This is a genomic window from Streptomyces anatolicus (assembly GCF_019400875.1).
GTDB lineage: Bacteria > Actinomycetota > Actinomycetes > Streptomycetales > Streptomycetaceae > Streptomyces > Streptomyces anatolicus.
Genome location: NZ_WMBF01000073.1, coordinates 1 through 20818 on the forward strand (window position 1 = coordinate 1; position 20818 = coordinate 20818).

Sequence of the window (20818 nt, forward strand, 5' to 3'; positions counted from 1 at the left end):
GTGTCGGGGGGTGGTGCGGGGGCCGCCCCGGCGGGTATCGCGGCCAGGAGGGCCGCGATGAGTGCGAGGACTGTGCCGGTTGCCGTGCGGTGCCTGAGCTGGGCCATGACCGGGGAAGGTACCCGGGGGACACCCTTGCAGCAAGAGTTTGCAAGAAGCGACTCGGAGGCGGCCCGCAGAGGCCCTCGCGGTGCGCGGTTGGCGTCCTGCGGGGCGATCGCGTCTGTCCGCTGCAGCGAAATGACGGGTGCGGACCGTATTGGGCCGGTCGTGCAGTTCCCCGCGCCCCTTACGGGGCTACAAAGTGGTTGCAAGCTCTTCCGCAAAGCATTGCAAGGCTGTTAACTTCCTGCCAGCCCGGCAGCCGTCGATGGGACGGACGGCCCAGCGGGTCCATCCCTCAGGAGTTCACTATGCGACGTGGCATATCGATCGCCGCCGCGGTCTGCGCCCTTGCGCTCACCGCCACCGCCTGCGGCAGCGACGACGAAGGCTCGACCGGCAAGGCGAAGGACGCCAAGGACATCTCCGGCTCCCTCACCTACTGGGACACCTCGGACGCCACGACCGAGGCGCCGGTCTACAAGAAGCTGATCGCCGACTTCGAGCGGAAGTACCCGAAGATCGACGTCAACTACGAGAACATCGAGTTCGCGTCGATCGAGCAGAAGTTCAAGTCGGCCGCGAAGACCGGCAAGGGCGCCCCCGACGTGATGCGCGCCGACGTCGGCCTGATCCCCGAGTACGCCTCGCTGCACTACATCGCCCCGCTGGACGGCACCCTCGCCCTCAAGGGCGGCACGGACGACTTCACCGAGGGCCCGCTGAACACCACGAAGTACCAGGGCAAGACGTACGGCGTCCCGTCGGTCACCGACACCCTCGGCATCCTCTACAACAAGAAGCTCTTCAAGAAGGCCGGCATCGAGAAGGCGCCCACCACCTGGGACGAGTTCATCGAGACGTCGAAGACCATCAAGAAGAAGACCGGCGTCGAGGGCACCTACCTCAACCCCGACTCCTACTTCCTGCTCCCCTTCCTCTACGGCGAGGGCACCGACCTCGCCGACACGAAGACGAAGAAGATCACGATCAACTCGCCGGAGGCCGTCAAGGCCGTCACCACCGCGAAGAAGGTCTACGACCAGGCATCCGCGAAGGTCGACTTCGCCAACGCCTACGACAACATGCAGACCTCGTTCAAGAACGGCGAGGTCGCCATGGTCATCCAGGGCCCCTGGTCGGTCACCGACGACCTCTCCGGCAAGGCGTTCAAGGGGAACGAGGACAACCTCGGCTTCGCCCCGGTCCCGGCCGGCTCCACCGGCAAGCCGCAGGCGCCCACCGGCGGCCACGACCTCACCGTCTACCAGGGCTCGAAGAACCTGGACGCCGCCTACCTCTTCACCCAGTTCATGACCTCCTCCAAGAGCCAGCAGAAGATCGCCGCCGAGACCGCGACGCTGCCGACCCGCGAGTCCGCGTACACGCCCGAGGTCACCAAGGACGCCCGCATCAAGGGCTTCCACCCGATCATGAAGTCCGCGCGGCCCCGCGTGGCGCTCCCCCAGGTCGGCAGCCTCTTCACGCCGCTGGTGCAGCAGTACACGAAGATCCTCCAGGGTGACGTCTCCGTGAAGTCCGGCCTCGACGCGGCCGCCGAGGACTTCAAGAAGCTGCTCCCCGGTTACACCATCAGCGGCTGAGGCAGGCACAGTTGATCACCGCGCTTCGCCACTCCTGGCAGAAGTACTGGTACGCGTGGGCGATGGTGGCTCCGGTCGTCATCGTCCTCGCGGTACTGGTCCTGTATCCGCTGGGCTACGGCTTCTACCTCTCGCTCACCAACGCCAACGAGGCGAACGTGGCGCGCGACATCGGGGCCTACCACGCCCCGGCGACGTACAAGATGGTCGGGCTCGACAACTACTGGTCGATCCTCTCGGGCGCGGACGGCGACTTCTATCCGCGCCTGACCTGGACGATCATCTGGACCGTCTCCTGCGTCGCCCTGCACATCGCGATCGGCATGGGCCTCGCGCTCCTGCTCAACCGCAAGATGCGGGCCAAGCTCCTCTACCGCGCCCTGCTGATCCTGCCGTGGGCGGTCCCCGCCTTCGTCGGCGTCTTCGCCTGGCGGCTGATGCTCAACTCGCAGTACGGCGTCTTCAACGAGATGATCACGGCCGTCGGCCTGCCCGCCCAGAACTGGCTGGCCACGCCGTTCGCCCAGAAGGTCGCCGTGATCATGGTGAACGTCTGGATCGGCGTCCCCTTCAACATGGTGGCGCTCCTCGGCGGACTCCAGTCCATCCCCAAGGAGCTGTACGAGGCCTCGGAGATGGACGGCGCCTCCCCCTGGCAGCGCTTCGTGAACGTCACCCTGCCCGGCCTGCGCCCGGTCACCAACACCGTGGTGCTGCTCGGCTGCATCTGGACGTTCAACATGTTCGCGGTGATCTACCTGCTGCTCGGCCAGAACACCACCGGTGAGGCGGACATCCTCGTGACCTTCGCCTTCCGCAAGGCGTTCACCGGAGTGTCCGACTACTCCGGCGCAGCTACCTACGGAATCGTGATCCTCGCCCTCCTCCTCGCCTTCTCGACCTTCTACCGCCGCCGCCAGCTCAAGACCGAGCAGGCCTGAGGGGGCCCGTCACCATGACCTCAGCAACCACCCACTCCCCGGCCACCACCGGAGCCCTCGCCAAGACCCCGGCGCCGCGTCCCAAGAAGGTCCGCGGCCGCGAGGAGCGCTCCACGCTCGCCTCCGTCGCGCTGCACGGCACGCTGATCGTGGCGAGCCTGGTCGCAGCCTTCCCCGTGGCGTGGATCGTCTTCATCTCGCTGGGCCCCAAGACGGCCTGGCAGAGCCCGGGCGAGGTGCTCGGCAACCTGAGCCTCGACAACTACGTCAAGGTCCTCACCGACACCGACTTCCCGCACTGGTTCGGCGCCTCGGTGATCGTCGCGGGCGGCACCACCGTCCTCGGCGTCTTCCTCGCGGCGACCGCCGGTTACGCGGTCTCCCGGATGCGCTTCCCCGGCCACCGGCAGCTGATGTGGAGCTTCCTGGTCACCCAGATGTTCCCGATGGCCGTCCTGATCGTGCCGCTCTACGAACTCCTGGCCCGCTTCGACCTGATCGACAACTACCTGGGGCTCATCCTCACGTACGCGACGACCGCGGTCCCCTTCTGCGCCTGGATGATGAAGGGCTACTTCGACACCATCCCGCACGAGATCGACGAGGCGGGACGCGTCGACGGCCTCACCCCCTTCGGCACCTTCTGGCGGCTCATCGTGCCGCTCGCCAAGCCGGGCCTCGCGGTGACGGCGTTCTACAGCTTCCTCACCGCGTGGGGAGAAGTGGCCTACGCCTCCCAGTTCATGGGCGCCGACCATTACACCCTCGCCGTCGGAATCCGTACCTTCGCCACCGAGTCCCGCGCGGACTGGGCCATGATGACCGCCGCCTCGGTGATCATCCTGGTCCCGGCGACGCTCGTCTTCCTTCTGGTCCAGCGCAATCTGGTGTCGGGCCTTACGGCCGGCGGCACCAAGTCCTGACCCGCCACCACCCCGGCCACTCCCCGCACTCCTAAGGGACTTCATGACCCAGCACGTCACCGCCGCGCCCGCCCTCACCGACTCCGTTCCCACCCGGGAGTGGTGGCGGGACGCGGTCATCTACCAGGTCTACCCGCGCAGCTTCGCCGACGGGAACGGCGACGGCATGGGTGATCTGCCCGGCGTCAGAGCGCGGCTTCCGCACCTGCGCGACCTGGGCGTGGACGCCGTCTGGCTCTCCCCCTTCTATGCCTCGCCGCAGGCCGACGCGGGCTACGACGTGGCGGACTACCGCGCGGTGGACCCCATGTTCGGCACCCTCACCGACGCCGACGACCTTGTGCGGGAAGCCCACTCGCTGGGCCTGCGCGTCATCGTCGACCTGGTGCCCAACCACTGCTCCGACCAGCACGAGTGGTTCAAGCAGGCGCTGCGTGAGGGCCCCGGGTCGCCGCTGCGCGACCGCTTCCACTTCCGCCCCGGCAAGGGCGAGGAGGGCGAACTGCCGCCGAACGACTGGGAGTCCATCTTCGGCGGCCCCGCCTGGACCCGCGTGGAGGACGGCTCCTGGTACCTCCACCTCTTCGCGCCCGAGCAGCCCGACTTCAACTGGGACCACCCGGCGGTCAAGGACGAGTTCCGCTCCATCCTGCGCTTCTGGCTCGACCTCGGCATCGACGGCTTCCGCATCGACGTCGCGCACGGCCTGGTCAAGGCGGAGGGGCTGCCCGACATCGGCCACGAGGAGCAGGTCAAGCTGCTCGGCAGCCAGGCCGTGCCCTACTTCGACCAGGACGGCGTCCACGAGATCTACCGCGACTGGCGCCGCATCCTCGACGAGTACACACGCGAGGACGGCACCGAGCGCATCGCCGTCGCCGAGGCGTGGACGCCGACCGTCGAGCGCAGCGCCCTGTACCTGCGCCCCGACGAGCTGCACCAGGCCTTCAACTTCGAGTATCTGACGACCGAGTGGGACGCCGACGCGCTGCGCGCCGTCATCGACCGCTCGCTGGCCGCCATGAACTCCGTGGACGCCCCCGCCACCTGGGTGCTCTCCAACCACGACGTCGTACGCCACTCCACCCGCTTCGCCGGCGGCGACGAGGCGCGCGGTCTGCGCCGGGCCCGCGCCGCCACGCTGCTGATGCTGGCGCTGCCCGGTTCCGCGTACCTCTACCAGGGCGAGGAGCTGGGGCTTCCCGAGGTCACCGACCTGCCGGACGAGGTGCGCCAGGACCCGGCGTTCTTCCGCTCCACCGGGCAGGACGGTACGCGGGACGGGTGCCGGGTGCCGCTGCCCTGGTCCGGTGAGCGCGCGCCGTTCGGCTTCGGCCCGGTGGAGGGCGGCCCGAGCTGGCTGCCGCAGCCCGCGTCGTGGCGGGAGCTGACGGTGGCGGCGCAGACCGGCGACCCCACCTCGACGCTGGAGTTCTACCGCGCCGCGCTCGCCGTGCGCCGCGAGCACCCGGCGCTCGGCGCGGGCCGGGGCGTCGAGTGGCTGGACGCCCCCGAGGGCGTGCTTGCCTTCCGCCGCACCTGCGCCGGGTCGGTCTTCGTCTGCACGGTGAACCTCACCGGCTCCCCCGTCACGCTGCCCACCCCCGGCGCCCTGCTCCTGGCGAGCGCGGATGTGGCGCCGGGCGCCGACGAGACCGTGCTGCCCGCCGATTCAACGGTCTGGTGGGCAGCCTGAGATGCGACCGGTACAGTCCAATCCTGTGACCGCACGGCTAGCCGACATCGCAGCCCAGGCGGGGGTCAGCGAAGCGACAGTAAGCCGCGTGCTCAACGGCAAGCCGGGCGTCGCCGCGGCCACCCGTCAGTCCGTGCTCGCCGCGCTCGACGTGCTCGGCTATGAACGCCCGGTGCGGCTGCGCCGGCGCAGCGCGGGCCTGGTCGGACTGATCACGCCGGAGCTGGAGAACCCGATATTCCCCGCGCTCGCACAGGTGATCGGGCAGGCGCTGACCCGGCAGGGGTACACCCCGGTCCTCGCCACCCAGACCCCCGGCGGCTCCACCGAGGACGAGCTGACCGAGATGCTGGTGGACCGCGGGGTGGCGGGGATCATCTTCGTCTCGGGCCTGCACGCGGACACCTCGGCCGACATGCAGCGCTATGAGCAGCTGCGGGCGCAGGGCGTGCCCTTCGTCCTGGTGGACGGTTTCTCGCCGAAGGTGCAGGCGCCGTTCATCTCGCCGGACGACCGCGCGGCGATGCGGCTGGCGGTCACGCACCTGGTCTCCCTGGGGCATACGCGCGTAGGACTCGCCCTCGGCCCCAAGCGGTTCGTGCCGGTCCAGCGGAAGATCGAGGGTTTCGTACGCACGATGCAGGACCAGCTGGGCCTGACGCCGGAGGAGATCGAGGGGGATCTCGTCCAGCACTCCCTCTACACCCTGGAGGGCGGCCAGGCGGCGGCCGCGGCGCTGATGGACCGCGGCTGCACGGCGATCGCGTGTGCCAGCGACATGATGGCGCTCGGGGCGATACGGGCGGCCCGCCAGCGCGGTCTGGAGGTCCCGGACGACGTGTCGGTGGTCGGCTTCGACGACTCGCCGCTGATCGCGTTCACCGATCCACCCCTGACCACGGTCCGCAAGCCGGTGCCCGCGATGGGGCAGGCGGCGGTGCGTACACTCCTGGAGGAGATCGGCGGGACCCCCGCCCCGCAGAGCGAATTCGTCTTCATGCCGGAGCTGGTCGTTCGAGGTTCAACAGCCTCGGCGCCCAGGCGCCCCTAGGGATCCCCCGGATCACGTGCTCGTCCTCGCGGTGTAGAGAATGCGGTCAGGACCCGACCAGGGGATGATCGGTCGGGGGGCGGGATCTGGCAGACTCTGTGCCTATGGGTGAGACGATCGTGACGACACTTGAGGGCCGGCAGGCCCCCGCTGATCCACCCATCGCGGGCGAGCCCCTGGCGGGCGAGCGGTCCGGCCGCAGTGGGCGGGACGTCCTGCGTCGTCTGCGCTCCCCCCGCCGCCCCCGGCTGTGGTTCGAGATCCTGCTGATCGCGGTGAGTTACTGGACGTACTCACTGATCCGCAACGCGGTCCCGGAGCAGAAGGCGCAGGCGCTGCGGAACGCGGACTGGATCTGGCGCGTCGAGCACGATCTCGGGATCGCCGTCGAGAGAAGCGTCAACCACGCCGTCGACTCGGTGACATGGCTCATCGTCGGCATGAACTACTACTACGCGACGCTGCACTTCGTGGTGACGCTCGGTGTCCTCGTCTGGCTCTTCAAATGGCATCCCGGCCGGTACGCGGCCACGCGCCTCGTCCTCTTCGCGACGACGGCGGTGGCCCTTGTCGGCTACTACCTGTATCCGCTGGCGCCGCCCCGTCTGATGAACGGCACGACCTTCATCGACACGGTCCTGGTCCACCACACGTGGGGCTCGATGGCCTCGGGCGACCTGAAGAGCATGTCGAACCAGTACGCGGCGATGCCGTCGATGCACATCGGCTGGTCCCTGTGGTGCGGTCTGACGATCTTCGCCCTCGCTTCGGTGCCGTGGGCGAAGGTGCTCGGTCTGCTCTACCCCACGGCGACGCTCGTGGTGATCGTGGCGACCGCCAACCACTTCTGGCTGGACGCGGTCGGCGGCCTGATGTGCCTGGCCTTCGGCCTCGCGGTGGCCCGCCTCTGGTACGGCGCGCCGCCGCACGCGCTGCCGCGCGAGGTCTAGCGACGCCCTATCACCAGGTCTCCCGGAAGACAGGGCCGACCTCTTCGAGGAAGACCTTCTTGTTCACCCAGCGCGGCGTGTCACCGGTCGCGTCCAGGTACTGGCAGCGGTATCCGGTGTCCTTGCCGAGCGCGACCTTCTTGAGGTGCGGCATCCTGTCGCAGCGCAGTTCCTTCGCGTCCTCGTGGTGCTGAGCCCAGAACCGGCCGTGGACCGTCTTGGCCAGCAGTACGCCCGAGTCGGGAGGGAAGAGCTGGTAATCGATCAACTGGACGATCCCGGCTCCTCCGCCGGTCACGTCCTCGATGAACACCTCCCAGACCAGCTCCACGCCCCGGTAGGTGGCGGTGCACGGCGTCCACTCCCCCTTCTTCACCGTGACCCCGCCGCCCTCGCACCTGGTACCGACCTGGGCGGGGATGCCCGCCATGACGAGAGCCTTCTCCCGTATCTCGTCAAGGACCTTCTCGGTGAGCGAGGCGTCGGAAGCGGGCGGCGGCGGCAGGCCCATGTCCGACCGCTCCCCTTGGGAGTCGATGAGCGTCGGCTCGGGCGAACCGATCACGACCGGCAGCTTCTTGACCGTCGCCGTGGGCCGGGGAGTGGCACCGTCGGGGCTCGGCCAGAACGCCCGGCCGATCCCCACGGCCGCGAGGCACACGACGGCCACCACGAACGCCGCCTCGAAGCGGCTGAGGCCTTCGAAGTACCGCCGGATCACGCGGATCACCGGCCCAGCGTAGCGGTCCGGCCCGGGGCCGGACCCGGCCCCGACGGAAGAATCATGGCCCGGCCAGGCGCCGCTACGCCCCGTAGAACCGCTCCTCCACGACCGCCCGGGCCCGGCGCGTGATCCTGCGGTAGTCGTCCAGCATGTCGCCGACGTGCCCCGCGTCGTAGCCGAGGTACCGGCCCACCGCCGCCAGCTCGCGGCCCCCGGAGGGGAAGGTGTCGCCCGCCCTGCCGCGTACGAGCATCACGGCGTTCCGCACCCGGGTCGCGAGGACCCACGCCTCGTCGAGGATCGCCGCGTCCTGGGTCGGGACAAGGCCCGCCGCGCACGCCGCGGCCAGGGCCTCACGGGTGCGGGTCGTCCGCAGGCCGGGCTCGGCCCAGCCGTGTTGCAGCTGGAGGAGCTGGACGGTCCATTCGACGTCGGACAGGCCGCCTCGGCCCAGCTTGGTGTGGAGGGTCGGGTCGGCGCCGCGCGGCATCCGTTCCGCCTCCATGCGGGCCTTGAGGCGGCGGATCTCGCGCACGGCGTCCTCGCCCAGGCCCTCCGCCGGATAGCGCAGGGGGGCCACCAGGTCGATGAAGGCGCGGCCCAGTTCCTCGTCCCCCGCGACCGGTTCGGCCCTCAGCAGCGCCTGGGACTCCCAGACAAGGGACCAGCGGCGGTAGTAGGCCTCGTACGACTTGAGGGTGCGCACCAGGGGCCCGCTCCTGCCCTCCGGGCGCAGATCCGCGTCGATGGCCAGCGGCGGGTCGGCGGAGGGGAGTTGGAGGAGCCTGCGCATCTCCGCGACCACCTTCGCCGCGGCCTTCGCCGCTTCCTGCTCGTCGGCGCCCTCGCGCGGCTCGTGGACGAACAGGACGTCCGCGTCCGAGCCGTAGGCCAGTTCGTGGCCGCCGAAGCGGCCCATGCCGATGACCGCGAAGCGGGTCGGCAGCGTGTCGCCCCAGCCCTCGCGGACGACCGCGCGCAGGGTCCCCGCGATCGTGGCGGCGGTGAGGTCGGAGATGGCATCGCCGACCCGGTCCACCAGCGCGCCGGGGTCGGCCTCGGCGGGGCTCTCCTCGGTGCCGTACGAGCCGATGATGTCCCCGGCGGCGGTGCGGAACAGCTCACGGCGGCGTACCCCGCGCGCCGCCGTCACGGCCTGCTCGGCGCCGTCCGCGCGGCGCACCGCGGCCAGGATCTCCTGCTCCAGGTGGGCGCGGCCGCGCGGCACGAGGCCCCGTTCGTCGCCGAGCAGGGCGACCGCCTCGGGGGCGCGGAGCAGCAGGTCGGGGGCGAGGCGTCCGGCGGAGAGGACGCGGGCGAGGTTCTCGGCGGCGGCTCCCTCGTCGCGCAGCAGCCGCAGGTACCAGGGGGTCTTGCCGAGGGCGTCGGAGACCTGGCGGAAGTTCAGCAGGCCCGCGTCGGGGTCCGCGGAGTCCGCGAACCAGCCGAGCAGGACGGGCAGCAGCGTGCGCTGGATGGCCGCCTTGCGGGAGACGCCGGACGCCAGCGCCTCCAGGTGCCTGAGCGCGGCGCTCGGGTCCGCGTAGCCGAGCGCGATGAGCCGTTCGCGGGCCGCTTCGGTGCTCAAGCGGGCTTCGCCGGGGGCGAGTTGGGCGACGGCGTCGAGCAGCGGACGGTAGAAGAGCTTCTCGTGCAGGCGGCGTACGACGGAGGTGTGCCGCTTCCAGGCGCGGCCCAGCTCGGTGATCGGTTCCGTGCGCATTCCCAGGGAGCGGCCGATGCGGCGCAGGTCGGCGTCGTTCTCGGGCACCAGGTGGGTGCGGCGCAGCTTGTACAGCTGGATGCGGTGCTCAAGGGAGCGCAGGAAGCGGTAGGCGTCGTCGAGCTGGGCGGCGTCGACCCGGCCCACGTAGCCGCCCGCGCCGAGGGCGTGCAGGGCGGCGAGGGTGGAGCCGCTGCGGATCGAGGCGTCGCTGCGGCCGTGCACCAACTGGAGCATCTGGACGGCGAACTCGACGTCCCGCAGTCCGCCGGGGCCGAGCTTCAGCTCCCTGTCGACCTCTCCGGCCGGGATGTTCTCGACGACCCTGCGGCGCATCTTCTGCACGTCCGCCACGAAGTTCTCGCGCTCGGCGGCGTGCCAGACCAGTGGCGCGAGGGTGGTGACGTACTCCTCGCCGAGCGCGAGGTCTCCCGCGACCGGGCGGGCCTTGAGCAGCGCCTGGAACTCCCAGGTCTTCGCCCAGCGCTGGTAGTAGGCGAGGTGGCTGGAGAGGGTCCGCACCAGGGGGCCGTTCCTGCCCTCGGGGCGGAGGTTGGCGTCGACGGGCCAGATGGTGCCCTCGATGTTCGTCTCGGAGCAGATCCGCATCATGTGGGAGGCGAGGCGGGTGGCGGCGCGCAGGGCCTTGCCCTCGTCGGCGCCTTCCGCGCTCGCCCCGCCCTCGGCGGGCTCGGCGGCGGGCGTGGCGGGCTCGGCGACGAAGATGACGTCGACGTCGGAGACGTAGTTCAGCTCGTGGCCGCCGCACTTGCCCATCGCGATGACCGCGAGCCTGCACTGCGCGGCGTCGCCGGGGGCCTCGGCGCAGGCCATGGCGAGGGCCGCGCGCAGGGTCGCGGTCGCGAGGTCCGCCAGCTCGGCCGCCGCCTGGGCGACATCGGTGGTGCCGCACACATCGCGGGCGGCGATGGCCAGCAGGCAGCGGCGGTAGGCGACGCGCAGCGAGACGGGGTCGGTGGCGTCGGCCAGGCCGCGCTCGAACTCCGCCACGCCGGGGTGCAGGTCGGCGGACTCGTACGTGGCGAGGGCCCGCCAGTCGCGGGGGTGCCTCGCGAGGTGGTCGGCGAGGGCCTCGGAGGCGCCCATCACCCCGAGCAGGCGGTCGCGCAGGGGCTTGGCGGTGACCAGGGTGTCCAGCAGCTCGCGCCGGCCGTTCTCGTCCTCCTGCGCCTCCACGAGCCGGACCAGGCCGAGCAGGGCCAGATCGGGGTCGGCGGTGGCGCCCAGCGCGTCCAGGAGCAGCGGGTCGGAGCGGACCGTGCTCAGCTCCGGGGCGTCGAGCAGGCGCTCGGCCGCGGACGGGTCGGTGAATCCGTGCCGCAGCAGCCGGGTGAACGTACTGCTCCTGCGCCCTTGCGGCACCGTCATGGTCTCGCGCCTCCGTTCGATCACTCCTGTGCCCGAGCCTACGGCCTCGCCCCGGACGGACGCCTTCATGGCACTCCGTCGCCCGCGGCGCGGCCGGCCGGCCGCCGCCGCCAGGGGCCCGCGACACCCCGGGCGCGTGGACGCTGACAGGGCCCCAACTCCCTGATGTACTGCGGCCCATGGAATACACACTCGAAGTGATCCCGCTGCCGGTGACCGACATCGACCGGTCCATGACGTTCTACCGCGACAAGCTCGGCTTCCACGTCGACATCGACGCGGAGGTCATGCCGGGTATGCGCATCGTCCAGCTGACCCCGCCGGGCTCGGGCTGTTCCATCGCGCTGGCGGGCGACGCGCTCTGGGAGACGATGGCGGGCCCCAAGCCGGCCGCCGGTACCTACCAGGGCCTGCAGCTGTGCGTCGCCGACGCGAAGGCCGCGCACGCCGAGCTGACGGCGCGCGGCCTGGACATCACCGAGCCGGTGCAGCACGCGCCGCAGGACGGCGGCACCTTCATGTACTTCAAGGACCCCGATGGGAACGGCTGGGCGATCCAGGAGTACGGGGTCCGGGCGAAGACGTCGCTGAAGGACGCCATCGTGCCCCGTTAGGGACGCGGGAGACGCGCCCCCGACGGAGGACCGCTACGGCACCGGCAGGCTCTTGTCCTGATTCCGTGGCATCGCCAGGCCCACGGCCGGGTAGGGCGTCACCCACTGGATCTCCGGGCCGCCCCCGGCTGCGGGCCCGCGCTCGTCGCGGGCCCGCTCGTCATGGGCACGTCGACGCCTGTGTGCCGAGGTTTCGTGCATCCGGGTGAGGTGGCCTCGCATCCGTTGCGCGTCCAGACGGCGACGGGCCCGCTGCCAGGCACTGCGCCACTGGTCCCGGTCATCGTGGTCGGTCACGCCGCATACCGTCAGGAAGACCATGAGCTGATCGACCGCGAGCATGGAATTGCCCGCCAGCATCCGTCGCACGGTGCTGTGCGGCAGCTCTCCGTGCTCACCGGCCCGGCGCTCCATGTCCTCCACGGGCATCGCCCCCGCCAAGCGGTAGAGCTCCTGCAGCGCTTTGATCAACCCGGCACGATCGCGCACCTGGTCCGGCCTCAGCACCCCCGCTCGCGGATGCTCGGCGCCACGAGCGGCCCGCCACAACTCTCGCGCTCTCCAGACCGGAGCCCCGCATGCCGTGGCATATGCCTCCACCACGGGCAGACGGGGGATCCGGGCCCCGCTGGTGGCACGGGAGTAGGTGGTGGCGGAGAAGACGTGCCCCGACTTCCGGGCCATCTCCCGGTGGGTCAGACCCGCCGCCCGGCGCTGTCTGCGCAGCCACTCCGCGAGCTGTTCCAGAGCCGGTTCAATCGTGGAGATCGGCTGTTCCGGACGTGCCATGGCCGGCCCCGGTCACAGACCTGCGGGCGCGGACGGAGCGCGTCGTGCCACATGGGCGCCGATCAGGCCGCAAGCCGTCAGGACCTCGGCCACGACGATGACGGGCATTCCGGTCAGCGCCATGGCCACGCCCAGCACGAGGACCACGATGACGACGACGGTCTGCTTGCCGTCCAGACGGGCAGCCGGCTTCGGTGTGGCACAGGTAAGACGCCGATGTGTGTACATGGGTTCCTCTGGATCTCGAAGTGCCGGGGATGTCATTTCCATACCCGGCTCAGTCACGGGCCGCATTCTCAACTGGGCGCCGGCAAGCGCCCGTTGGAGATTGGAGAATCGTGGCACGAGATCCGGTGCCCTCGCGGATTGATGCACTCCCGCCCCGCTCGCGCGGCGTTGATGCGGCGCCAAAGGCACTCGACGGCACCTTGCCACCTGCATGAACGAAAAATTACCGAACATAGGTCCAGCAGCGGGGAGGTGGTTGATGCATTCCAGCCCGGCCCCGGGCTGGCCGATCGGCATCGCGCTTGCGAGCATCACATCGGGTTCGGCTACGGAGGGACGCGGACAGCGTCTCGCCTCGTCTTGACGTCACGGGCCGCAGACCACAGCGGAAAGACCACGGACCTGGCGCGCCTCCGCGCGGCAACGCGGACCGCACCACGGAGGGGCCGGCTCTCGTCGGCCCCTCCCTTTCCCCGGCCGTCTGCCGGCCGGGATTCACGAATAGCCGCTACAGAACCGGCAGGTTCTTCCGCAGTTCGAAGGCCGTGACCTCGCTGCGGTACTCCTCCCACTCCTGCTTCTTGTTGCGGAGGAAGAAGTCGTAGACGTGCTCGCCGAGGGTCTCCGCGACCAGTTCCGACTTCTCCATCAGGGCGATCGCCTCGCCGAGGTTCTGGGGCAGGGGTTCGATGCCCATCGCGCGGCGTTCGGCGTCCGAGAGGGCCCAGACGTCGTCGTCGGCGCCCGGCGGGAGTTCGTAGCCCTCCTCGATGCCCTTGAGGCCGGCGGCGAGCAGGACCGCGTACGTCAGGTAGGGGTTCGCGCCCGAGTCGATCGAGCGGACCTCGACGCGCGCCGAGCCCGTCTTGCCGGGCTTGTACATCGGTACGCGGATCAGGGCCGAGCGGTTGTTGTGGCCCCAGCAGATGTACGAGGGGGCCTCGCCGCCCGCGCCCGCGGTGCGCTCGGAGCCGCCCCAGATGCGCTTGTAGGAGTTCACCCACTGGTTGGTGACCGCCGAGATCTCCGCGGCGTGCCGGAGCAGGCCCGCGATGAAGGAGCGGCCGACCTTGGAGAGCTGGTACTCGGCGCCCGACTCGTAGAACGCGTTGCGGTCGCCCTCGAAGAGGGAGAGGTGCGTGTGCATGCCCGAGCCGGGGTGCTCGGAGAACGGCTTCGGCATGAAGGTGGCCTGGACGCCCTGCTCCAGCGCCACCTGCTTCATGACGAGGCGGAACGTCATGATGTTGTCGGCCGTGGAGAGCGCGTCCGCGTAGCGCAGGTCGATCTCCTGCTGGCCCGGCGCGCCCTCGTGGTGGCTGAACTCGACCGAGATGCCCATGGATTCGAGCATCGTGATGGCCTGGCGGCGGAAGTCCATGCCCACGTTCTGCGGGGTGTGGTCGAAGTAGCCGGAATTGTCGGCGGGCGTGGGCCGCGAGCCGTCGAGCGGCTTGTCCTTCAGGAGGAAGAACTCGATCTCGGGGTGCGTGTAGAAGGTGAAGCCCAGGTCGGAGGTCTTGGCGAGGGCGCGCTTGAGTACGTAGCGCGGGTCCGCGAAGGACGGGGAGCCGTCCGGCATCAGGATGTCGCAGAACATACGGGCCGTACCGGGGGCCTCCGCGCGCCAGGGCAGCACCTGGAACGTCGACGGGTCCGGCTTGGCGATCATGTCCGACTCGTACACCCGGGCGAATCCTTCGATCGCCGAGCCGTCGAAGCCGATGCCCTCGTCGAACGCCTGCTCAAGCTCGGCCGGGGCCACGGCCACCGACTTCAGGAAGCCGAGGACGTCCGTGAACCACAGGCGTACGAACCGGATGTCGCGCTCCTCCAACGTACGGAGCACAAATTCCTGCTGCTTGTCCATCTTCCGCTTCCACCCATCCTTGCTGGTCAGGCCGCCTGCTCCCGCGCCACGGGACACCTCGGGACGCCTTGGGCACACGAGCATCCCATCACCCGGTTTCAGGCGCGTTGCGGACCCCGTGCCGCCGGGCCCCGTACCGCCGGGCTCCGGGCCGTGCCGCGTGCCGCTCTGTGCCCATAGTGCCTGCTGATCGGCCCATCTGTAACAGCGGGCCAGCACGGGCGGCTCGAAGGCGCCCTCGGGGCCGGGCCCGGATGGCGGAGGTGCCCCGGGCCGACCGCGCCCGGGACACGCCGGGCGCGGGCTACGCCAGCCTGGCCAGGTCCTCGCGGAGGAGACGGCCGCGCAGGGGCGCCCCGGCGACGTACCGCTCGACCTCGGCGACCGCGTAGGCGCCGAGCCGCCGCACCTCGCTGCCCTGCGCCCCCGCGATATGCGGGGTCACCAGCACATTGGGCAGGCCGAGGAGCACATGGCCCGCGGGCAGCGGCTCAGGGTCCGTGACGTCGAGGAACGCCTCCAGACGCCCCGCCGCGCACTCCCGCGCCAGCGCCTGCGTGTCCACGAGCGGCCCCCGCGCGGTGTTGATGACCACGCCGCCGTCCGGGATCAGCCTCAGCATGGCCTCGCTCAAGAGGCCGATCGTGGAGGGGAGTTCGGGCGCGTGCACCGTGACGATGCCGCTGCGGCGGCACAGCTCGGCGAGGGGGACCAGTTCCACGCCGAGCGCCCCCGCCTCGGCCGGCGTCACGTAGGGGTCCGTGAGTAGCACCCGGTACCCCGCGTCGGACGCCCGGAGCGACGCGATCACCCGGCGCCCGATCCGGGACGCCCCGATGACCCCGACGGTGCGCGCGTCGCCCCCGACGCGCTCGGTGAACGCCGGTCTGACCCCGGCCGCGTACCCCGCGGCGGCCCGCAGCGCCCCCTTCGCCCCGAAGGTGACCGCCGCCATGGTGAACGCCACCACCGGGTCCGCGTTGGCGTCCGCCGCCGAGGAGACGACGAGGCCCCGCTCCCACACCGCGTCCGTCACCATCCACTTGACCGAGCCCGCCGCGTGCACGACCGCCCGCAGCCGGGGCGCGCCCGCAAGGACCTCGGGCGTCAGGAGCGGGCATTCCCACCCCGTGACCAGGACCTCCGTCTCGGCGAGCACCGCGCGCGCCGCCGGAGAGGTGAGCGGCCCCGAAAGGACCGGGGGCGCCAGCCGCACGCAGGAGGCGAGCCGTGCGCGCAGGTCCGGCGGGAGCACGCGGTCCGCGACCTCGGCGCCCATCGCCAAGGCCGCCGTGACCGGCCGCCCCGCCTCATCCTTCTGATCCGTCACGCGTGACCGCCCCTCGTAGTAACCGGTTACCGACCAGCCGTCTGGAGGCTAGGACCAAAGCGCGAGATGGGTCAAGAGAACGCTCGGCCAAGGGGGTTGACCAAGTACAGTAACCGCTTTAGATTCCGGGCACCTTATTCCGACGACGGAGGGGTTGCCGTGCCGACGGTGACGAAAGACCGGGCGGAAACCGAGGCGGTGAAGCCGCCCGAGAGGCGCGATAACGGGTCAAGCGGCGGGAAACCAGGGCGCGGCGAGCGATGGAAGCGGTTTCAGCGCACCCGCTTCCTGGTGCTGCTCATGGCGCCGGGGCTCGCCTACTTCCTCGTCTTCCACTACGGCGCCTTCATCGCCAACGCGGTGGCCTTCAAGGAGTACGTCCCCTTCGACGGCCTGTGGGCCAGCCCCTGGGTCGGTACCGCGAACTTCGAGCGGATGTTCGGCGACCCGGACTTCTGGCACGCCACCTGGAACACCCTCTTCATCGCCGTGCTCCAGCTGGTCTTCTTCTTCCCCGCGCCGCTCGCCCTCGCCCTGCTCCTGCACAGCCTCACCTCGGACCTGCTGCGCCGCTTCACGCAGTCGGTGATCTATCTGCCGCACTTCCTGTCGTGGGTCGTCGTGGTCGCCCTCTTCCAGCAAGTGCTCGGCGACACAGGCCTGTTGAACACCACACTCGGCGACGCCGGACTGCACACCGTCGACATCATCGGCAACCCCGACGCGTACAAGCCGCTCGTCGTGATCGAGGTGATCTGGAAGGACGCCGGCTGGGGGACGATCATCTTCCTCGCCGCGCTCATGCAGGTCGACGAGCAGCTGTACGAGGCGTCGGCCATCGACGGCGCCGGGCCCTGGCGGCGCTTCTGGCACGTCACGCTGCCCAGCATCCGGCCCATCATCATCCTGCTGCTGATCATGCGGCTCGGCGACATCCTCTCCGTCGGCTTCGAACAGATGCTGCTGCAACGGCAGTCGGTCGGCCCGGAGGTCGGCGAGGTCCTGGACACCTTCGTCTTCTGGCAGGGCATCGTCGGCGGCGACACCGGATACGCGGCGGCCGCCGGAATCTTCAAGGGCGTCGTCGGCGCGGCGCTCGTCTTCACCGCCAACCGGGTCGCCCACCGGCTCGGCGAGCAGGGGGTCTACAAATGAGCGCCCGTCATGTCACCAGGCCCGCCTGGATGGAGAAGCCCCGGTTCGCCACGAAGGCCGCCAAGGCCGTGGCCGTCGTGATCGTGCTCGGGCTCGTCCTCATCCCCTTCCTCGTCATCGTCTCGACCTCGCTCGCCTCCAACCGGGAGGTCGTGGACAACGGCGGCTGGGTGCTGTGGCCGAGCGACCCGACGCTGCGCGCCTACCGCACCATCCTCACCGGCGGCATCGTCACCAAGGCGCTCGGCGTGAGCGTCGCCCTCACGGTCCTCGGCACCCTCTTCTCCCTCGCGTGCACCACCTTCCTCGCCTACGCCCTCGCCCGCCCCGGTGTCTTCGGCGGCCGGCCCGTGCTGCTGCTCATCCTCTTCACGTTCCTCTTCCCGCCCGGCATGATCCCGGCGTTCCTGCTGGTCAAGGGGATGGGGATGATGGATACGTATGCGGCGCTCATCGCCCCCGTACTCATCAACGTCTTCAATCTGATCGTGCTGCGCGGCTTCTTCCAGGGCATACCGGAGGAGCTGTACGAGGCGGCCCGGCTCGACGGCGCGGGCGACTGGCACATCCTGTGGCGGCTCGTGCTCCCGCTGTCGAAGGCGGCGCTCGCCGTGGTCTCCCTCTTCTACGCCGTGAGCTACTGGAACGCCTGGTTCCATGCCTCCATCTACATGGAGTCCGACCACTGGCCGCTCTCCCAGGTCCTCCGTACGTACGTCATCGGCGGCTCGCAGATCGCCGACACGGGACTGAGCGAGGCCGGGCTCGTCTCCGCCCCGCAGACGACCCAGATGGCCGTCCTGGTGATCGCCACCGTGCCGATCCTGCTCGTCTACCCCTTCCTCCAGCGGTACTTCACCAAGGGCGTGCTCACCGGCGCCATCAAGAGCTGACCCCCACTCGTCGTACAGAAGGGCTCATTCACGTGTCCGGTTCCTCGATGTCGCGGCGCACCCTGCTCCGCTCCATAGCCGTCGGCGGCGCCGCCCTGGCCGCCCCGTCCGTCCTCACCGCCTGCTCCACCGACTCCGGCAGCGGCGGCAGCGTCTCGAACGCGGGCAAGAAGGCGGTGCCCTGGCCCGCGTACAAGCCCGCCGAGGGTCCCGCCCCCGATCTGGCGCCGACCGCCGAGGGCGTGCAGGCGGGATACACGAAGTACCCCGAGAAGCTGGTCCGGGCGATCTCCGAGAAGCCGGGTGACGGCAAGCAGAAGATCAGGGTCCTGACCATCACCTACGGCACCCCGCCGAAGCCGGCCGGCCGCAACGGGTACTGGCAGGCGGTGAACGAGGCGCTGGGCGTGGAGGTCGAGTTCACCGTCGTGCCCGACGCGGACTTCCGCGCCAAGATGTCGACGCTGATGTCGGGCGACGACCTGCCCGACATGATCAACTTCGGTGGCGGGTACGTCCTGCCGCGCGAGTCCCAGTTCGTGAAGTCCCGGTGCGCCGACCTGAGCGAGCACCTGTCGGGCGACGCCGTGAAGGACTACCCCCACCTCGCCAACATCCCCACGTACGCCTGGGAGGGCATGGGCCGCATCGCCGGGCGCATCTACGGGCTGCCCGTCGAGCGGGCCAAGGTGCAGGGCGCGATGTTCATCAACCGCGAGGCCTTCGACAGGGCCGGATACCGGCCCGGCATGTCCGCCCCCGACTTCCGCGCGATGGCCCGGGAGGCCTCACGGGGCAGGAAGTCCGCGCTCGGCGCCTCCACCGTCGGCTTCTTCGGCTACCTCTACCACGCGATGTGGCACGGGGCGCCCAACCAGTGGCGGATCAAGGGCGGCAAGGTCACCGACATGTACGGCACCGACGCGTTCAAGGCGGCGCTGGAGTACATGGCGAAGCTGCGCCAGGACGGCTCGTACAACCCCGACGCCACCTCGATCTCCCAGGTGGACCTGAAGACGCAGTTCTACAACGGCACGGTCCGCTCGATGACGGACGGCTGGGGCGCCGCCGTCTCCAACGCGCAGGGGATCAAGGACGAGTTCACGCTCGACGTCGCCGAGCCGTACGCGGTCGACGGCGTCACCCCCGTCTACCAGCAGAACCGCGGGTGTTTCGGTTACACCGTCATCAAGAAGGCGTCCAAGGACCGCGTCAAGCTGATGCTGCGCGTACTGAACTGGCTCGCGTCGCCGTTCGGCACCAAGGAGTACGAGCTGATGCACTACGGCGTCGAGGGCACCCACTTCCGCTACGACAAGGCGGGCGACCCGGTCGCCACCGAGCTGGGCCTCGTCGACTCGCGCACCAACCTGCCCTTCCCCTACCTCATGGACGCCCCGCAGCCGCTGTACTACCCCGGCTTCCCCGACCTCACCAAGCGGCTGCACGCCTGGCAGCGGAAGGTCGTGCCGATGCTGGTGCCCGACGACCACTGGGGCCTGATGTCGGACACGTACAACCGGCAGAGCGCCACGATGGACCAGATCATCACGGACGGCGTCACCGCGGTCGTCGCCGGGCGCAAGAAGCTCTCCGACTGGGACGGCGTCTACAAGAAGTGGCGTTCCCAGGGCGGCGAGCAGTCCGCCGAGGAGTTCCTGGAGGAGTACGAGGCCGCGCACTGAGCCGGGGCCGTGGCGCGCGATGATGGGTCCGGGGCGGCGAGGGCGCCGGGTGGTCGCTAGGCGAGGGAGAGACAGTGGGCGAGCGGGTCACCATCCGCGATGTGGCCGCGCGGGCGGGGGTGTCGGTGGCGACCGTCTCGCGGGTCCTCGCGGGCAACTACCCGACGTCGACGGCGTCGCGCGCCAAGGTGCTGCGGGCGGTCAAGGACCTGGACTACGTGGCCAACGCGCACGCGCGCGCGTTGGCGGGCGCCGGGCGCAAGACGATAGCGGTGCTCATGTTCGACGTGGTCGGCGCGTTCTACGCGCAGGTCGCGCAGGGCGTGGAGATGGAGGCGGCCCAGCACGGCCGCCTCACGCTCGTCGCGTCCACCGGCAGCGATCCGGCCCGTGAGCTGGCCCTGGTCCAGATGATGCGCGAGCAGGCGGCGGAGGCCGTGGTGCTGGTGGGCGGGGTCACGCAGGACGACGAGTACCGGCAGCGGATGGCGCGCTACGCCGAGGTCCTGGCGGCGGCGGGCTCCCGGCTCGTCCTGTGCGGCCGCCCCGCCCCGGCGCCCGATGTGCCCGCCCTGGTCATCGAGTACGACAACGAGGCGGGCGCCCACGCCGTGACCAGCCACCTCCTGGGCGCCGGGCACCGGCGGATCGCCCTGCTCGGCTACCAGCCCGGCAACACGACCGGCGAGGACCGCCTCGCCGGGTACCTCCGGGCGCTCGCCGACCACGGCGTGCCGCGCGGCGACGCCATCCTGCACGGGGTGGGCTTCGGGCAGAACCACGGTTACCGCGCGATGCGGGACCTGCTCGAAGCGGCGGACGGCAGGCCGGAGTTCACGGCGGTCTTCGCGGGGGACGACCGGGCGGCCGCGGCGGCCGTCATCGCGCTGCGGGAGTACGGGCTGCGGGTGCCGGACGACATGTCGGTGGTCGGCTACAACGACGATCCCGTGGCGGCGGACATCACTCCCGGTCTGACGACCGTGCGCATCCCCGCCGAGGAGATGGGCCGCACGGCGGTGCGCCGCGCCCTGTCCGACACTCCGCGCACGGGCCAGGAACGCCATCTCCTGGGCACGCACATCGTCATCCGCGACAGCGTCCGGCCCCTCCGGGGAGGGTCCTCGGTGGGCGGGGCCACCCTTCGGGGA

17 protein-coding genes are annotated in these 20818 nt (G+C 70.4%); 11 read left to right on the top strand and 6 right to left on the bottom strand.

The window, feature by feature from the left end:
• The first annotated feature begins 413 nt into the window (after window positions 1–413).
• From GKQ77_RS10010 to GKQ77_RS10035, 6 genes are all read left to right on the top strand, one after another.
• Window positions 414–1706: an extracellular solute-binding protein gene (locus GKQ77_RS10010; RefSeq protein ID WP_219688362.1), complete on the top strand. Its 1293-nt coding sequence runs from the start codon at window positions 414–416 to the stop codon at window positions 1704–1706.
• A 62-nt stretch (window positions 1707–1768) separates the two neighbouring features.
• Window positions 1769–2647 (top strand): carbohydrate ABC transporter permease, encoded by an 879-nt coding sequence (locus GKQ77_RS10015; protein ID WP_219688375.1) that lies wholly within the window; start codon window positions 1769–1771, stop codon window positions 2645–2647.
• 14 nt (window positions 2648–2661) lie between these two features.
• Window positions 2662–3570: a sugar ABC transporter permease gene (locus GKQ77_RS10020; RefSeq protein WP_219688363.1), complete on the top strand. Its 909-nt coding sequence runs from the start codon at window positions 2662–2664 to the stop codon at window positions 3568–3570.
• A gap of 43 nt (window positions 3571–3613) precedes the next feature.
• Window positions 3614–5266, top strand: a complete 1653-nt coding sequence (locus GKQ77_RS10025) for a glycoside hydrolase family 13 protein (protein WP_219688364.1) — start codon at window positions 3614–3616, stop codon at window positions 5264–5266.
• Between the two features lie 25 nt (window positions 5267–5291).
• Window positions 5292–6317 carry a LacI family DNA-binding transcriptional regulator gene (locus GKQ77_RS10030; RefSeq protein ID WP_308117610.1) on the top strand — a complete coding sequence of 342 codons (1026 nt, stop codon included), beginning with the start codon at window positions 5292–5294 and terminating at the stop codon, window positions 6315–6317.
• Between the two features lie 104 nt (window positions 6318–6421).
• Window positions 6422–7267, top strand: a complete 846-nt coding sequence (locus GKQ77_RS10035; protein ID WP_219688366.1) for a phosphatase PAP2 family protein — start codon at window positions 6422–6424, stop codon at window positions 7265–7267.
• A 10-nt stretch (window positions 7268–7277) separates the two neighbouring features.
• On the opposite strand, the gene GKQ77_RS10040 is transcribed toward GKQ77_RS10035, so the two are convergent.
• The gene (locus tag GKQ77_RS10040; protein WP_219688367.1) at window positions 7278–7997 is read right to left on the bottom strand and encodes a hypothetical protein; all 720 of its coding nucleotides are present in this window, start codon (window positions 7995–7997) and stop codon (window positions 7278–7280) included.
• A gap of 73 nt (window positions 7998–8070) precedes the next feature.
• Window positions 8071–11103: a bifunctional [glutamine synthetase] adenylyltransferase/[glutamine synthetase]-adenylyl-L-tyrosine phosphorylase gene (locus tag GKQ77_RS10045; RefSeq protein WP_219688368.1), complete on the bottom strand. Its 3033-nt coding sequence runs from the start codon at window positions 11101–11103 to the stop codon at window positions 8071–8073.
• 179 nt (window positions 11104–11282) lie between these two features.
• On the opposite strand from GKQ77_RS10045, the gene GKQ77_RS10050 reads away from it, so the two are divergent.
• Window positions 11283–11717 (top strand): VOC family protein, encoded by a 435-nt coding sequence (locus tag GKQ77_RS10050; protein WP_219688369.1) that lies wholly within the window; start codon window positions 11283–11285, stop codon window positions 11715–11717.
• Window positions 11718–11750: 33 nt separating this feature from the next.
• Here the strand turns inward: GKQ77_RS10050 and GKQ77_RS10055 are convergent, their stop codons facing one another.
• The 4 genes from GKQ77_RS10055 to GKQ77_RS10070 all read right to left on the bottom strand — a co-directional run bounded on the left by GKQ77_RS10055 (window position 11751) and on the right by GKQ77_RS10070 (window position 15883).
• Window positions 11751–12506, bottom strand: coding sequence for a helix-turn-helix domain-containing protein (locus tag GKQ77_RS10055; RefSeq protein ID WP_219688370.1), 756 nt, complete (start codon window positions 12504–12506; stop codon window positions 11751–11753).
• 12 nt (window positions 12507–12518) lie between these two features.
• A complete protein-coding gene (locus GKQ77_RS10060; protein ID WP_219688371.1) occupies window positions 12519–12734 on the bottom strand; it encodes a hypothetical protein in 216 nt (71 codons plus the stop codon).
• A gap of 508 nt (window positions 12735–13242) precedes the next feature.
• Window positions 13243–14604 (bottom strand): gamma-glutamylpolyamine synthetase GlnA2, encoded by a 1362-nt coding sequence (gene glnA2, locus GKQ77_RS10065; RefSeq protein WP_030786766.1) that lies wholly within the window; start codon window positions 14602–14604, stop codon window positions 13243–13245.
• Between the two features lie 304 nt (window positions 14605–14908).
• Window positions 14909–15883, bottom strand: coding sequence for a hydroxyacid dehydrogenase (locus GKQ77_RS10070; protein ID WP_219688376.1), 975 nt, complete (start codon window positions 15881–15883; stop codon window positions 14909–14911).
• A gap of 351 nt (window positions 15884–16234) precedes the next feature.
• On the opposite strand from GKQ77_RS10070, the gene GKQ77_RS10075 reads away from it, so the two are divergent.
• From GKQ77_RS10075 to GKQ77_RS10090, 4 genes are all read left to right on the top strand, one after another.
• The gene (locus GKQ77_RS10075) at window positions 16235–17089 is read left to right on the top strand and encodes an ABC transporter permease (protein ID WP_219688377.1); all 855 of its coding nucleotides are present in this window, start codon (window positions 16235–16237) and stop codon (window positions 17087–17089) included.
• The gene (locus GKQ77_RS10080) at window positions 17086–17982 is read left to right on the top strand and encodes a carbohydrate ABC transporter permease (protein ID WP_219688372.1); all 897 of its coding nucleotides are present in this window, start codon (window positions 17086–17088) and stop codon (window positions 17980–17982) included. Before GKQ77_RS10075 ends, GKQ77_RS10080 begins: the two co-directional genes overlap by 4 nt.
• Window positions 17983–18029: 47 nt before the next feature.
• Window positions 18030–19667, top strand: a complete 1638-nt coding sequence (locus GKQ77_RS10085; protein ID WP_219688373.1) for an extracellular solute-binding protein — start codon at window positions 18030–18032, stop codon at window positions 19665–19667.
• A gap of 74 nt (window positions 19668–19741) precedes the next feature.
• Window positions 19742–20818: LacI family DNA-binding transcriptional regulator (locus GKQ77_RS10090; RefSeq protein ID WP_219688374.1), on the top strand; the 1077-nt coding region annotated here is incomplete at its 3' end.